This is a genomic window from Actinomyces sp. 432, assembly GCF_009930875.1.
In the GTDB taxonomy this organism is placed as follows: domain Bacteria; phylum Actinomycetota; class Actinomycetes; order Actinomycetales; family Actinomycetaceae; genus Actinomyces.
Map to the genome: position 1 here is coordinate 2,123,474 of NZ_CP025249.1, position 14,625 is coordinate 2,138,098.

10 protein-coding genes are annotated in these 14,625 nt (G+C 68.0%); 8 read left to right on the forward strand and 2 right to left on the reverse strand.

Annotation, left to right across the window (positions count from 1 at the left end):
- Positions 1 to 58 precede the first annotated feature (58 nt).
- From wecB to CWT12_RS08935, 8 genes are read left to right on the forward strand one after another with little or no spacing between them, the layout of a single operon-like run.
- The gene (gene wecB / locus CWT12_RS08905) at positions 59 to 1,231 is read left to right on the forward strand and encodes a non-hydrolyzing UDP-N-acetylglucosamine 2-epimerase (protein ID WP_161925401.1); all 1,173 of its coding nucleotides are present in this window, start codon (positions 59 to 61) and stop codon (positions 1,229 to 1,231) included.
- Positions 1,228 to 3,192, forward strand: a complete 1,965-nt coding sequence (locus CWT12_RS08910) for a polysaccharide biosynthesis protein (protein WP_237564105.1) — start codon at positions 1,228 to 1,230, stop codon at positions 3,190 to 3,192. The genes wecB and CWT12_RS08910 overlap by 4 nt, the downstream gene beginning before the upstream one ends.
- Positions 3,189 to 4,226, forward strand: coding sequence for a glycosyl transferase family 4 (locus CWT12_RS08915; protein ID WP_161924522.1), 1,038 nt, complete (start codon positions 3,189 to 3,191; stop codon positions 4,224 to 4,226). The genes CWT12_RS08910 and CWT12_RS08915 overlap by 4 nt, the downstream gene beginning before the upstream one ends.
- 5 nt (positions 4,227 to 4,231) lie before the next feature.
- On the forward strand, positions 4,232 to 4,612 hold the full coding sequence (locus CWT12_RS14005) for a hypothetical protein (RefSeq protein WP_237564106.1): 381 nt from the start codon (positions 4,232 to 4,234) through the stop codon (positions 4,610 to 4,612).
- On the forward strand, positions 4,501 to 5,475 hold the full coding sequence (locus CWT12_RS08920) for a glycosyltransferase (RefSeq protein WP_237564107.1): 975 nt from the start codon (positions 4,501 to 4,503) through the stop codon (positions 5,473 to 5,475). The genes CWT12_RS14005 and CWT12_RS08920 overlap by 112 nt, the downstream gene beginning before the upstream one ends.
- Positions 5,476 to 5,500: 25 nt before the next feature.
- Positions 5,501 to 7,216: a glycosyltransferase gene (locus CWT12_RS08925; RefSeq protein ID WP_237564108.1), complete on the forward strand. Its 1,716-nt coding sequence runs from the start codon at positions 5,501 to 5,503 to the stop codon at positions 7,214 to 7,216.
- 26 nt (positions 7,217 to 7,242) lie between these two features.
- The gene (locus CWT12_RS08930) at positions 7,243 to 8,142 is read left to right on the forward strand and encodes an ABC transporter permease (protein ID WP_237564109.1); all 900 of its coding nucleotides are present in this window, start codon (positions 7,243 to 7,245) and stop codon (positions 8,140 to 8,142) included.
- Complete coding sequence (locus tag CWT12_RS08935; protein ID WP_161924523.1) at positions 8,126 to 9,037, forward strand: ABC transporter ATP-binding protein; 912 nt, start codon at positions 8,126 to 8,128, stop codon at positions 9,035 to 9,037. Before CWT12_RS08930 ends, CWT12_RS08935 begins: the two co-directional genes overlap by 17 nt.
- A gap of 147 nt (positions 9,038 to 9,184) precedes the next feature.
- Here the strand turns inward: CWT12_RS08935 and CWT12_RS08940 are convergent, their stop codons facing one another.
- The gene (locus CWT12_RS08940; RefSeq protein ID WP_161924524.1) at positions 9,185 to 10,765 is read right to left on the reverse strand and encodes a hypothetical protein; all 1,581 of its coding nucleotides are present in this window, start codon (positions 10,763 to 10,765) and stop codon (positions 9,185 to 9,187) included.
- On the reverse strand, positions 10,762 to 14,613 hold the full coding sequence (locus tag CWT12_RS08945; protein WP_161924525.1) for a glycosyltransferase: 3,852 nt from the start codon (positions 14,611 to 14,613) through the stop codon (positions 10,762 to 10,764). Before CWT12_RS08945 ends, CWT12_RS08940 begins: the two co-directional genes overlap by 4 nt.
- Positions 14,614 to 14,625: the final 12 nt, after the last annotated feature.

Sequence of the window (14,625 nt, forward strand, 5' to 3'; positions counted from 1 at the left end):
TGACTCCCCGTCTCTGGCAGTACAGTTCCCACTAGGAGTGCCAGTGCCGAAGAGCGTCATGGTCGTTTACGGCACACGCCCCGAGGCGATCAAGCTGGCGCCGGTCATCCAGGGGCTGCGAGACCACGCGGACCTGCGCCCCACGCTCGTGTCCACTGGGCAGCACCGGGAGATGCTGGGCCAGGTAAGCGAGATTTTCAGCCTGGCGCCGGACTATGACATCGACGTGTTCGAACCCGGCCAGACCCTGAACACGCTCAGCGCCAAGATCCTCGCCCGGCTGGATCCTGTCCTCGCCTCCGCAAGCCCGGACGCGGTCCTGGTACAGGGCGATACGACCTCCGTCGCCGCCGCGGCGCTGGCGGCCTTCTACCGACGAGTGCCAGTGGTGCACCTAGAGGCGGGGCTGCGCTCGGGGAACCTCTCCTCCCCCTTTCCCGAGGAGGCCAATCGGCGGGTGACCACCCAGCTGGCCTCACTACACCTGGCGCCTACCCCGCGCTCAAGAGCTAACCTGCTGCGCGAGGGCGTGGACCCGGAAGGCATCGCGGTCACCGGCAACACGGTGATTGACGCCCTGCTGCACACGCGCGCCCGGCGCACTCAGCCCGCCGACCCCCGTCTGCGGGAGGCGATTGCGCAGGGGCGTCCGCTCATCTTGGTCACGGCCCACCGGCGGGAGAACTGGGGTGAGGCGCTGGAGGGTGTGGGACGGGCGCTGGCACGCCTGGCGGCCCGCTTCCCCGAGCACCTGATCGTGCTGCCGGTGCACCGTAATCCGGTTGTGCGCGAGGCAGTCATCCCGCACGTGGCGCAGCTGGCGAATGTGCTCATCTCCGAGCCCCTGGCCTACGGGGAGTTCACCACCGTCATGGACGCCGCCCGGATCGTGCTCACCGACTCCGGCGGCGTGCAGGAGGAGGCGCCGAGCCTGGGCAAGCCCGTACTGGTGATGCGCGAGAACACCGAGCGTCCCGAGGGCGTAGAAGCCGGCACGGTCCGCCTCATCGGCACGGCGGAGGACCGGCTGGTAACGGAGGTCTCCGCCCTGCTGGACTCCCCCACCCTGTATCAGCAGATGGCTCACGCCGCCAACCCTTACGGCGATGGCCACGCATCCCAGCGCGCGGTGGCCGCGATCGCCGCGCTGCTGGGCCTGGGCGAGCGCCTGCCCGATTTCCGTCCCGCCATGTCACGTCCCACCGATCACCTGAGGTCAGTATCACTGTGAATTCCCTGAACTCCTCCCCGGCGGGGGCCCGGCAGGAAGCCCCCGCATCCGGACCGCAGCCCGGCGCAGCCGCCCTCCCCACCACACCGGACCCGCGCGAGTCCTGGCCGACCACCGATATCGGCGGCTCGCGGCTGCACCTGCCGCACGGGACCATCCCGGCCCTGGACTGCGCCATGTGGGTGCTGGCGATTGTGCTGGTCCTGTCCCTGAACATTGACGGCAGCTCCCGGGAGCCGACCGGCATCGCGACCGGTATCGCCATCCTGCTCGCGGCAGTGCTGCAGCTGCTGGCCTGGCTGCTGTTCCTGCGCGGCCGCGCCCGCTTCGCCACCGGGGATGAGATCCCGCAGATCCTGGTCACGGATGTACTGATTGCGGCGGTGCTGATGCTCGCATCCATCCTGTCCCAGGGCCTGCTGCTGCCGCTGGGGGCGGCGGTGGTCTCCGGGGCGGTGGCGCTGACCCTGCATATGGCGGTGCGCTGGCTCTTCCAGCGCGTAGTCGCCTGGCGGCACCGCCCGCAGGCGCACCGCAGCCGGCGCACCATCGTGCTCGGGGCAGGCTACGGCGGGGTACAGGCGATCAGCTTGATGCAGCAGGACCAGGAGGGCGTCTTCACCCCGGTTGCCATCCTGGACGATGACCCCTCCAAGCGGCACCTGCGCATCAGCGGGGTGCGGGTGCTGGGGCCGTGGGAGGCGCTCGGGCAGGTAGCCGCGGAGAAGCGCGCCGACCTGGTACTGCTGGCGGTGCCCTCCGCAGGCCCGGAGCGAGTCGACGAGGTTGTGGAGAAGGCCCAGTCCCTGGGACTCGAGATCCGCATCATGCCCTCCATGGAGGAGCTGGTCGAGCGCGCGCCCTCGTACCACCCCGACGCCTCCCAGCTCCAGTCGACCAACGTCTTCCGGCCCCCGCAGATCGCGGACCTGCTCGGACGCCGCGAGATCGACACCGACGTCGACGCCATCGGTGCCTACCTGACCGGCGAGCGCGTCCTGGTGACGGGTGCGGGCGGATCGATCGGCTCCCAGCTGTGCCACGCAATCGCCCGCTACGAGCCGGAGCGACTGATCATGGTGGACCGGGACGACTCCGCCCTGCACGCGGTACAGCTGTCCCTGGACGGGCAGGCGATGCTCGACTCCCCCGACGTGATCCTCGGAGACCTGCGCACCCCCGGCTTCATTCCCGCCCTGTTCGACGAGAACCGGCCGACCATCGTCTTCCACGCGGCCGCACTGAAGCACGTCACGCTCACGGAGCGCTTCCCGGAGGAGGCCTTCCTGACGAATGTGGCGGCCACCCGCGACCTGCTGCTGGCGGCAGCCAGTCATGACGTGCGGCGATTCATCAATATCTCCACGGACAAGGCCGCGGACCCGCAGTGCGTGCTCGGCTACTCCAAGCGGGTGGCCGAGCGGCTGACGGCAACCATCGGGCGGACGCTGGCTCCCGAGCGCCGCTTCATGTCCGTGCGATTCGGGAACGTACTGGGTTCACGCGGCTCGGCGCTGCTGACCTTCGCCTCCCAGCTGGAGCGCGGGCTACCGCTGACGATCACGGACCCGAGCATGGAGCGGTTCTTCATGAGCGTGGACGAGGCCTGCCAGCTGGTCCTGCAGGCAGGGGTGCTTGGGCGCTCGGGCGAGGTCCTGATCCTGGACATGGGCAAGCCGCACAACATCGAGGAGATCGCGCGCCGCTTCGCCACCCTGATGGGCTACCCCGACGCGCAAGTCACCTACACGCGGGTGCGCCCCGGGGAGAAGCTCACCGAGGAGCTGTTCGGCCGGGGCGAGCAGGACGTGCGCCCGAATCACCCGCTGATCTCGCAGACCTCGGTGCCGCCCTACCCGATGGGGAAGCTCGCGGCGATCACCGACTTGCGTGAACGCGCCGAGTGGGGCCAGCACGGTGCCCTGGTACGCCGGTGGATGGAAGCGGAGAGCGGGGCATGACAGTTGCCCTGGTCCTCGGCTTCCTGGCCGCCGCGGCGGCGTCGGCGCTGGCGACGGCGGCGCTGATCCCGGTGCTGCGGCGCGCCCAGGTGGTCGATGTCCCGGTGGATCGCTCGCTGCACGTGGTGCCGACACCGCGCGGCGGCGGCCTGGCCGTGGTGCTAGGGGCGCTGCTGGTAATGGGCCCGGCGATCGTAATCGCCTGGCACCGGCTCGCGACGACGCATGCGTACACCCGCTTCAGCGTGCTGGCGCTGGGGCTGGTGGCGATTGTGGCCTTCGCGGTCGTGGGCCTGACGGAGGACCTCTTCTCTCTTTCCACCCGGTTGCGCCTGTGTCTGCAGCTGGTCCTGGGCCTGCTCCTGGGCCTGGCCGCCGCCGCCCTGGTGGGGGCGAACCCGTGGGTGGCCGTGGCCGTGGCCGTGTGCGCCGCGGGACTGGTCAACGCCACCAACTTCATGGACGGCGCAAACGGCTTGGCTGCGGGGCACGCGGTGGTGGCGGGCCTATGGTTCACGGTGGTGGCGCTGGCGCACCCGGTTCCGGGACTCGGCGTCGTGATGATTGCGGTGGCCGGGGCGGCAGCAGGATTCCTGCCCTTCAACGCGCCGCGGGCGCGGCTCTTCCTGGGCGACTCCGGGTCCTACGCGCTTGGCGGCGCCTGGGCCTTCGCGGCCACGATCTGCCTGGCCTCCGGGGTTCCGGCAAGTGCTTCGGTAGCACCGCTGCTGGTGCTGGTGACCGATGCCGGCTTCACCCTGGGGATGCGGGTGCGCACCGGGCAGCGGTGGTATGAGCCGCACAAGCTGCACGTTTACCAGCGCCTGGTGACATTCGGCTGGCCGCACTGGGCCGTGGCCCTGCTGGTGGCGGCCACGGCGGCGCTGTGCTCGGCCCTGGCCTGGCTGGGCCTGGTGCTGGGGCAGCCGGCGCTTGCCTGGGGGCTCATCGGCGCTGTGCTGATCGCCTACCTGTACCTGCCGCTAGCGGTCGGGGCCGGCGACCCCTTCCGCGCGCTGAGGCCGGTGAGGTGAGGAAGATGAGGATCCTGCTGCTCACCCACTACTGGGCGCCGGAGACGGGCGCCCCGCAGATGCGTTGGGGCTGGCTGGCCCGCGGCCTGGTCCGGCGCGGCCACGAGCTGGCCGTGCTGGCTCCGCCGCCGCACTATCCCACCGGGCGCCTGCTCGACGCCGACCCGCGCCACGCCCCGGGCGCGGTGCACCGGGACCCGTCCGGGGCGATGATCCACCGCACTGCCTTCCGCCCCTACGACGTCGGCCTGGGGGCCGGGGCGCGGACCAGGCGGTGGCTGCGGCGGATGCCCTCAGGCTGGGGCTGCGGCGCTTTACCGGATCGCAGCGGCCCGACGTCGTCGTCGGCACGGTGCCGGGGCTGCCGACCCTGCCAGCCGCCCTGATGCTGGGGCGCGTGCTGCGCCGGCCGGTAGTGGCGGAGCTGCGCGACGCCTGGCCGGACATCCTTGAATCCGCCTCCAGCTGGGCAGGCGGTGACGCTCCCGGGCTGCGGCGTCGGGCGCTGGCGGCGGCGCGCGGGACCGTACCGGGGGCAATCACCCATCTGGAGCGCCAGGCCGACGCCGTGGTTACCACCACCGAGTCCTTCGCCCGAGCGCTCCGCGAGCGCGGCCTGGGGCACGTGGTCACGGTCCGCAATGCGCCGGCAGCCCCGGTCGCGGCGCTCCCGCCCGTGCCTGGCTCTCGGGCGGATGGTGCCCTGCGCGTGCTGTACCTGGGCACGGTGGGTCGGGCCCAGGGGCTGGACAGTGCGGTGCGGGCCGCCGCCCTGGCAGCACAGCGGGGCACGCATGTGATGCTGCGGATTGTCGGCGACGGCGCGCAGGCCGCAGCCGTGCGCGCGGAGGCGACGCGTCTAGACGCCCCGGTGCAGGTGCTGGAGCCGGTTCCCGTGGAGCGGGTGGGCGAGCAGTACGCGTGGGCGGACACGGTGCTGGTGTCTTTGCAGGACTGGCCTGCCATGTCACTGACGGTTCCGTCCAAGCTGTACGAGCTCCTGGCCACCGGTCGGCACATCAGTGGCGCGGTTGCGGGCGAGGCCGCAGCGATTGTGCGCGAGTCCGGAGCCGGGGACATAGTCGCCCCGCAAGACCCGCAGGCGCTGGCGGCACTGTGGACGGAGCTGGCGGCCGACCGCTCCCGCCTGGCTCCCGCCAGCGGCTCGCTGTGGCTGGATGAGCACGCACGCAAGGAGGACCTGGTGTCCCGTTACGAGTCACTGCTGGAGGGGGTAACTGGTGCCTGAGGCTCAGCGCATCCGCAATATACGCTTGCTGATTGACTCCACTAGTCGGCTTCTCGCCGAGGATCCGCTGCTGCTGGCGGTGCAGTCGGCCCGGCGCCTGCCCCCCGGGGCACGCGGGCGCATGGCACGAGCCGCCGGCGCAGGCGCGAGGCCAGGGTCCTTGCGCCTGGCCCTGGGCGAGTTCCTTGCCGACCGCCCCGCGCAGGCCGAGCGAGCGCTGGCTGCCGCGGTACCCCGTTCACCGGCGGGCAGGCGGTTAGCGGCGGAGCTGTCAGTCCAGCTCGGCCGCCTTCACCCCGACGCCGCCGCCCAGCTGCCGCCAACGCTGCGCTCCCGGGACTACTGGTCCCGGGGTCAGCTCCATGACGCGGTTGCGGTGCTCGACGGCGTGCCCGAGGCGCGGGCGCGGCGCGCACGGCTGCGCTCGCAACTGGCGGTGATGAGCCCGGGCTTCACGCTCCCACGGGTAACCCGCTCGCCCAGGTGGGAGGAGCCGGCTCGGAGCGGACCGACCCGGGTGCTACATGTACTGACGAACTCCTTCCCGCACACCCAGTCCGGCTATGCGGTGCGCTCTCACGCGGTGCTTGGCGCCCAGCGCGCCGCGGGCATTGAGGTGCGCGCGATTACGCGGATCGGCTATCCGGTGACGGTGGGGCTGGTAGGCGCGGCCGGCACGGACGTGGTGGATGGGATCGAGTACCGGCGGCTGCTGCCGTCCCGGCTGGCGCCGACCCCGGCGGCGCGGCTGGTGCAAATGGCGCGTCTGCTGGCGCAGGAGGTGGAGGTCTTCCGCCCGCACGTGCTGCACACCACCACGAACTTTCAGAACGCGCTGGTCACGCGCGCCGTGGCAGAGTCGTACGGGCTGGCGTGGGTGTATGAGATGCGCGGTGTGCTGGAGCAGACCTGGGTGGCCTCCCGCCCGGTGAGCCAGCAGGCTCAGGCGCTGGGCTCAGAGCGGTTCCGCCTGTTGCGCGCCAAGGAGACCGAGATGGCGCTGGCGGCGGACGCGGTAGTGGTCCTGTCGCAGGTACAGCTTGAGGACCTGGTCGCGCGCGGGGTGCCGGCGGAGCGCATCAGGATTGTTCCTAACGCGGTGGAGGACGCCGTGCTGGAGGTGCCCGCGGTGGGTGCGGCTGAGGCGCGCACTCGGCTGGGGCTGCCTCGCGAGGGCTTCTGGGCTGGCAGCGTCTCCTCCCTGGTGGACTATGAGGGCTTCGATGTATTGCTCGAGGCGGTGGCGCGGTGCCGCGCGAGCGGGGTCGATGTGCGCTGCCTGCTGGTGGGCGACGGCGTCAGTCGGCCGGGGCTCGAGGCACGGGCGGCGGAGCTCGGCCTGGGGCCCGAGGTCTGCGTGCTGCCGGGGAGGGTGCCGCAGCAGGAGTCCCTGAACTGGTACCAGGCCCTGGATGCGTTCTGCGTGCCCCGGAGGGACACGCCTGTCTGCAGGTCGGTGACGCCGATCAAGCCTTTCAACGCGATGGCACTGGGCCGGGAGGTGCTGGTGTCTGACCTGCCGGCCTTGCGGGAGGTTGTTGCCCGGGGCGGTGGCGAGGTATTCCCCGCCGAGGATGCTGCGGCCCTCGCCACTGCCCTCACTGGGGCGGCCAGGCGCTCGGAGGACTCGAATCGTGTTGCCGCGCCCGGCCAGAATAGGATTCGTGCTGAAGCTTGCGGACTACCCACGTGGAGTCGCAACGGCACGGTCTACCGCGCGATGTATGAGGAGTTGAGGTGAGCACACAGTCTCAGGAGCCGATGCCCATGACCTGGCTCGATCGCGCTTACGAGAACTACTACATGCGTAGTTCCCACGTCGTCTCCGACCGCCAGCTGGAGTCCCTGGACCCGGTCGGGCTGCGGCCGCCGCTGGGCAAGTACATCGCACAGCTGTGGCAGCGGCGGCACTTCATTTGGGCGGATGCCCGGGCCAAGGCGCTTGGCTCCCAGCGCGGCACGCTACTCGGCAATGCCTGGCTGATCGTCAAGCCTATGCTGGATGCACTCGTCTATTTCGTGATATTCGGTCTACTGCTGCAGACCTCCCGCGGCATCGAGAACTTTGTCGGCTACCTGATCATCGGCGTGACGCTGTTTCCGCCCCTCCAGCGTTCAATAACAGGAGGAGCCCAAGTGGTCAGGAACGGCAGGAACATGATTCGGGGCTTCTCCTTCCCCCGCGCAGTGCTGCCGATCTCGTACACGCTGCGCTCGGCGATCGACACGTTGCCGCCCCTGGCGTCGGTGCTGTTCTTAGTGGCAGTCCTGCCTCCCCACGCCCTACCCACATTGCACTGGCTACTCATCATCCCGATCTTCCTATTACAGTTCATGCTCGCGCTGGGACTGACTTTTTTCGCGGCGCGCATCACCACGCTGTTTCCAGACATGCGCAATATCTGGCCGTTCCTGACCCAGTTCTGGTTCTACGGATCAGGCGTGTTCTTTTCCTACGAGCGGTTCATAGACCACCCCACCGTGCTTGCGTTCATGGACGTGAACCCCGGTTACCTCATCCTCACGATGTACCGGGACTGCATCTTGTACGACGCAATGCCTGACACGAGGTCCTGGGCGCTGCTGATCACCTGGACCTTTGGAGCGCTGGTTCTCGGCTTCGTATTCTTCTGGGAGAAGGAGGTCGCATATGCCGTCGAACGCTGAATCGACGAAAGACTCCGCTGCCGCAGAGCCCACCGTGGTAGTACGCGACGTGCAGGTCCGCTACCGCTCCCCCTCCAGTGACGCCAGCGCCATGCGCGCGCTGTCACCTGCCACGCGGGTGTTCCTGCGAGTGACCGGTCAGCGACCGAAGGTGGATGTCGACGCGCTCAAGGGGGTCTCGCTGGTGGCCCGCGCCGGTGAGTCGATTGGCATCCTCGGCAGAAACGGCTCGGGCAAGTCCACTCTGCTGCGCATCATCGCCGGGCTGGAGACACCCCGCGCCGGCAGTGTCAGAGCCCGCTCAACTCCGGTGCTGCTCGGGGTTAACGCGGCCCTAGTACCCGACCTTCCTGGTGAGCGGAACGTCCTGCTCGGCTGCCTGGCCATGGGCCTGTCCAAGCAGCAGGCTCGGGACGTGCTGCCCGAGGTCGTAGAGCTTGCCGGAATTGGCAAGGCGATTTACCGACCGATGAAGACCTACTCGTCAGGTATGGCCTCCAGGCTCCGCTTCGCCATCGCCGCCGCCGCGAATCCAGACATCCTGCTTATTGACGAGGCACTGAGCACCGGTGACGCCGCCTTCAAGGAGCGCAGTGAGCGGAAGATGACTGAGCTCCGCCAGGCAGCGGGGACGGTGTTCCTGGTGAGCCACGCGGCGCAGACCATTGAGGAGATGTGCTCACGGGCGATCTGGCTGATGGAGGGCGAGATAATCGGGGACGGCCCCGGACCGGAGATCGCCCACGATTACCGCTGGTGGTCGTGGAACATCACCAAGAACGAGTTCGACAAGGCGGACGAGATCCTGGCCCGCTGCCGCCGGAAGTGGGCGCCCCGGCAGCCTGTGATCTCCGATCCGGATCTCTACAGGGGCGCTTGGCGGCACGCCTACTAGCCGCTCCGCCCGGCTGAGGGGCAGGCCACCTCGGGGTCGGCTGGTGCCGCCCCCCGCAGATGCTCCGCCCGGCTGAGGGGCACGGGGTGTAGGAGGCGGCTTGGGTGGTCAGTCGGGACCTGACCGATCACCCAAGCCGCCTGGTGCCTACTTCGCTGAAACCGCTCGGACGCACCGCGTCAGCAGTGCGGCGATCTCCTCGGCGAGGTCTTCGCGCGACAGCTTGCGGTCGAATTCACGTAGCCTGAATCCCATTCCTCCCGACAGAGGGCCCATGAACTGGATCCCACTGCTGGTAAGCGCCTCACGCAGAGCGTCGAAATGATTCCGGTCGCGCACGGAGAGCGCGACTCCGATGGACTTGGCGCCCATCTCCAAGTCAAAGGCAATGCGCCCGAGCCGACCGGCGTCCCGCTCTAGCACGCCGACGTTTGAACGCCAGAACCAGGATCTTGTCCAGGAGTCCCCGGGGACTCCGCAGCGGGCGCGCACGGCCTCCTGCAGCCACTCGCGGAAGACCCTGTCAGCGTCTACGGGCGTAGCTCGTGACACTTCCTTCAGCGCGCGACGCACCTCGGCCCAGGGGATGGTGTCCGGGAAGACCTCCGCGAGTGCACCGACAACGCCGTAGTCAACCGAGAACTGCCCCCGGTCCTCCACGTTCTGCAGGCGCGTGGGCACCTTCCACCCCATATTGAGACCGCGGAAGTGCGCCAGGTAGAACCGGTCGTCGGGTGGTACGTCGGCGCCGCGGATGAAGTGGCACGTCGGTGAGGTCGCGGAGGACAGGGAGGAGAACCTCGCCGTCCACTTGGGGCGGCACGGATGACCGGTCTTGAGCATCTTGAAGAAGTCCCAGAAACGCGGCGCACGGGACGTGTCCGAGCGGGAGTTCTCGATCCACCTGCCGCCGTAGCCGACCACGCCGTCCTCGGACTCCGCAAGCGCATCGAAGACATCCATGTCGGTGGTCTTGATGACCAGTTCATCGATGTCGGAATTGATCACACCGACGGCGGACTGCAAGAAGCGGTACCTGGCGTCCTGGAAAGCGCCGATCTGGCCGTAGTCGGAGTCCCATGCGACATTCGGGCCGACCCAGGGGCTGCCTTGGGGACCGAATTTGTAGTTCCACTCCACGACTACGGCGGTCTCCAGCCCCTCAAGCGACCTAAGCGCTCCGAGGAGCTCTTCCGGAGTCCTGGTAGTCGAAGCGTTGTCGTAGAGCAGGACCGCGTCAACGCCGTGCTCGTGCTGGTAGTAGCGGATCCAGTCGAGTATCCAGGCGATGGGCTCGTCCTTCTGGTGAGCCATCAGCACTCTACGACCGGCGAACAGCTCGTTCATATCCGGCGTCGGCGTGAGCGCGAGCCTCGTGCCGTCGCTGAGCCGGAACTTCAGCTCGGCGTTCCCCATGCCGGGATCACGTAGCCGTACTGTGGAGACCTGGCTGCGATCGTGCTTGACCGTGCTGAACCGCACCGGGTCTTCAGACGCGCCGAAGCGAACGTCCCCGCCGGTTATGAGCCCCTCCAGATTCAGTAGCGGAGGTCCGACCAGCGTCACCGTGCGGCCGCTAAGAATAGCGTCGTAGAACACCGTCGAGTCATCGTATTTGTCCGCATAGGTGGGGTCGCGCTTCTCGACCGGACGCGGCGGTTCGCGCCTGAGCGAACCAGCTTCCGACAGTGAGGCGCCCACCGGGCGCACCAGCTTGTAGATAGTCATAGCCGTTCCTTCTGTGGAGCATCTTCGAGAATGTCTGCTTCTTGCCCAGCAGGACGATCAATTGCAAGTATCGCGCCCAGCGTCGCGGAGGTCGCATCGGCGCAGTACTTCTCGGCGTCGAATACTCCTGCGGCCACGGACATGTCAGCGCTCGCCACCTGAATGGCGTGTGCGATCTCCTCCGCAGAGGTTCCGCAGGTCAGGCCGTACCCAAGCCTGATCAGTTCCAGGCTGCCGGGCACATCGGAGGCGATCACCGGAACACCCAATGCCATCGCTTCGAGGATTGTCACCGGCTGGCCCTCATGCGTCGAGGGCAGGATGAAGCAGTCAGCGCATGCCAGAACCGGGTACGGGTTGGCCAGCTGCCCCGTGAACAGAACGTGCCGATCGAGGTCACGGCGCCTTGCGTGCACCTTGAGATCGGGTTCGAGCAGCCCGGACCCTACGAGTACCAGGCCGACGTCGACGCCGCGTGAGCGAGCGGTTGCGACGGCGTCGATCAGCGCAGTCTGGTTCTTCTCCCGCGACATTCGCCCGATCGACACGAAGGTCAGTGCATGCGCTCGTTTGAACGCGCCCACGTCCTCCGGCAGCGCCTCCTGGGACAGCCTGTGCAGCTTGTCCATCTCGATGAGGTTGCGCGCGGCTGCCTGCCGGGAACCGGTATCAATCCCGAGCAGCCGCAGGCTCCTTTGATTGTGTGCCGCCAGTCCCGGGCTAACCGCAATGATCGCGGCGGCAGTGTCGTAGAGCCGGAAGACGCGCATCAGGTCCGGGAGCTTCTCCCGGTACTCGTCGTCCATCTGGTTGTGCTGATAGCAGGAGACGCGCGCGCCGCGCCGTCCCCAGGCGGCTATGAGCGACAGCCAGGTGTACGCGTATCCGTCGTACTCGACGGCGGCGTCGGGGACGAAGTCGCCCAGCAGCCGTCGGCTCTCACGGTCCCAGTAGCTCCAGTACTCCCGCCAGAACGCGGGCGTCTCAGCGTCTGGGTGGCGTGAGAACTCGTTCGTGCACCAGCGCTCTGCCACAGTCCAGGGGGCCACCCCCTGCCTGCAGATGACGTGTACGTGCTCCGGCAGCCGCATGTACATCTCCCGGCGGTCGTCGCGGCTGCGCAGCACCTTCGGCTCCACCAGGAGGCTCACCGAGTACTCTGCGGGATCCAGCGAATTCATGAGGGAGAGCAGCGCTGAGGCGATGCCGTTGGGAATCAGCGAGGCATGGAAGAGGATGGTCTTCCGACCGACGGCGCCGTTGTCCACGCGGTAGTCACGAACCACGGAGGGCTCGGGCAGGCTGCGAACGCCGTCGAAGAAGAGCCTGACCATCCGCTCCGAGGCGTTACCGTCCTCAAGCGGGCAGTACCGCCGAAGATCCGCGTCCTCAGGCGCTCCTGCACCCAGTATCGCCTGGTCGATCGCGTCACAGAGGCCGCTCCGGTCCTGGCAGTGCAGCCCCGGAACCGCATCCGGGTCCAGGTACAGCCCCCGGTCCGCCCGGTACTCATCCAGATCGTGCATGTACAGCACAATCGGCTTCCGCTGGGGCATGAAGTCAAAGAAGATCGAGGAGTAGTCCGTCACCAGAATATCGATCGCTGCGAGCAGCTCGTTCGTATCGATGTCCTTGGGAACGATAGTGACCGGGAGCTCAACGCCTTCGAGCAGTTTCTCGGAGAGCCGGTGGGCACGGTAGACAACCACTACGTCATCACGGGCTGCCATGGCCTTGAGGTCATCCACCAGCGCATCGGCGTCCAGCTCGCGCTCGCTCACGCCGCCGCGCCACGTGGGGGCGTACAGCAGCAGCTTGCGCTCGTCGCCCGGCGCCAGACCGAGCCGTGAGCGAAGCGCCTGCCGCCCTCCCGCATCCATCAGGATGGAGGTGTCCAGACGTGGCGAACCCGCAATGACTGACACTCCCCTATACACGTCCAGTAGATCGTGATCCTCAATCAGTGCACACTCCGTAAGGGCGTTGGGCGCCATCACGACGGTGCTCTGCTGGAAGTTTCGCTGGAGGTTCTCGTAAGCCAGCAGCTCGCCCTTCATGGAGCGGCCGAGTGTCTTGAACGGGGTACCGTGCCAGGTGTTCAGGTACTCCTGCCCGGGCCTACGCACAAAGTAGGGTGCGAAGGACACGTTGTTCACAATGTGGCCGGCAGTGGCCAGATACTGCATGTACTCCTGCGAGTGCAGACGGACGAACACGACGTTGTCATGGTCAAGCACGTCGGCGGGGATTCCGCTCTCGTCGTTGATCGCCCACACATGGATGAGGTGCTCGTACTCCGGCCGGTCCACCATCCAGCGGAACATGGCCAGGGGGTGACACCCGATGGACGCGCCGTGGTTCGACTCCCACAGCACCAGGTTCGGGCTGACGGGGAGTGTCTCCAGTGCCTCCGCGTAGCGGATGTTGCGCAGTGCCGCAGGAGTCTTGCTGTAGGCGGCTGGGTCCAGCCCGTCCTTTGAGCCGAACTCCTCAACATGCTCGAGGATCTCGCATGCCAGTGCGGGGTCACCAGCCTCCTTCACAGCGACCGCCAGGCGTACCCGGGTAGTGCGATCCCCCTTGAGGACCAGCGGCAGTATGGCGCGAATACGCGCCACCTTGTCGACCTTGCTCAGGTACCGCCCGCGCATGTTGAGCAGGCGTGCTTCAACCAGGTCGATCGGACGGTGCCGGTTCAGCACGTGTGGGGACAGCACGTGGGCGTAGGCATCGTTCAGCTTGGGCTCCTTGGGAACGCCCGTGTACTCCAGATAGGACTTCACCGCGTCGTTGTAACGCCCCATGGCCGCCAGCACGACCCCGCGCCGGTAGTTCCACCAGTGCCCCGAGCGGCCACGCAGAGTGGATAACGCCTGCGAGTAAGCCAGCTCTGCCGCGACGTAGTCGCCCGCTCGCTCACGCGCCAGGCCGAACTTATAGTGCTTGTACCCACTTTCGGGGTCGCTCAGCACAGACAGGGCGTAGTGCTCGCTCGCCTCACGGTAGTCGTGCAGTTTGTCCTTACAGAACGCGATCTCATACTCGACCTGCGTCTCCGTCATGCCCTCGCCCGGGAATGCGCGGACGAGTTCAGCTGCCAGGCGCCAGTCGGAGCGCTGGTACGCGAACTGCGCCGGCCCCTTCTCCTTGGCCTTTCCGCCCGCCATGTCGCAGGCGCGGGCAAAGGTGTCGCCGGCCGCCTTATCACCGGACCGGTACTGGATCATGCCGAGGTCGAACAGCTCGGCCGCCTTGAGCTTCCCTACGTCTGAGATTCGCGCGATCAGCTCACGGGCCCGCTCCTGGTGGCCCATGGCCAGCTCGCCGGCGAGCGTCTTGCGCAGCCAGTCGCAGTCCTCCCCGTGGCTGGGCAGGCCGCTGCGCAGGACCTCGAGCCGCCGCCACAGCGGCGTGTCCTTGGGCAGTGCGGCAAGAAGCTGCTCGGAGACCCGGGGGTCGGGCCCGCCGGCAGCACGGGTTAGGAGGCTGTTCGCGTCCTCCCCAGCGCCCCGCTCGCGCATCAGCCGCGCTAGGCTGAGGAGCGCCTCGATGCTGGTCGGGTCATCCTCAACTATGCTCGCGTAGACGGCCTCTGCCTCCTCAGGCCGCTCGAGCCTCTCAGCGATGAGTCCCATCCGCAGCCGGGAGGCGGGGTCGTGCGCCGCGGCAGGAAGCTCGATGTAGATGCTTCGGGCGAGCTCCAGGTCGCCTTCCGCGTAGGCTTGCGCAGCCGCGTAGCGAGCGAAGCGGCTACCGGTGCGACCCCGGAAGCGGCCACTGGCTCGTTCCCCGACACCGCGCGCCCACCGCACTTGCAGCGCCTGACCCTGTTTCCTCTGCGTTGTCATGGAGCGACTCAC

Bases quoted from the DNA above. Each gene is read 5' to 3' on its own strand.
- wecB (WP_161925401.1), top strand. From the start codon at position 59: ATGGTCGTTTACGGCACACGCCCCGAGGCGATCAAGCTGGCGCCGGTC.
- CWT12_RS08915 (WP_161924522.1), top strand. From the start codon at position 3,189: ATGACAGTTGCCCTGGTCCTCGGCTTCCTGGCCGCCGCGGCGGCGTCG.
- CWT12_RS14005 (WP_237564106.1), top strand. From the start codon at position 4,232: ATGAGGATCCTGCTGCTCACCCACTACTGGGCGCCGGAGACGGGCGCC.
- CWT12_RS08930 (WP_237564109.1), top strand. From the start codon at position 7,243: ATGACCTGGCTCGATCGCGCTTACGAGAACTACTACATGCGTAGTTCC.
- CWT12_RS08935 (WP_161924523.1), top strand. From the start codon at position 8,126: ATGCCGTCGAACGCTGAATCGACGAAAGACTCCGCTGCCGCAGAGCCC.
- CWT12_RS08940 (WP_161924524.1), bottom strand. From the start codon at position 10,765: ATGACTATCTACAAGCTGGTGCGCCCGGTGGGCGCCTCACTGTCGGAA.
- CWT12_RS08945 (WP_161924525.1), bottom strand. From the start codon at position 14,613: ATGACAACGCAGAGGAAACAGGGTCAGGCGCTGCAAGTGCGGTGGGCG.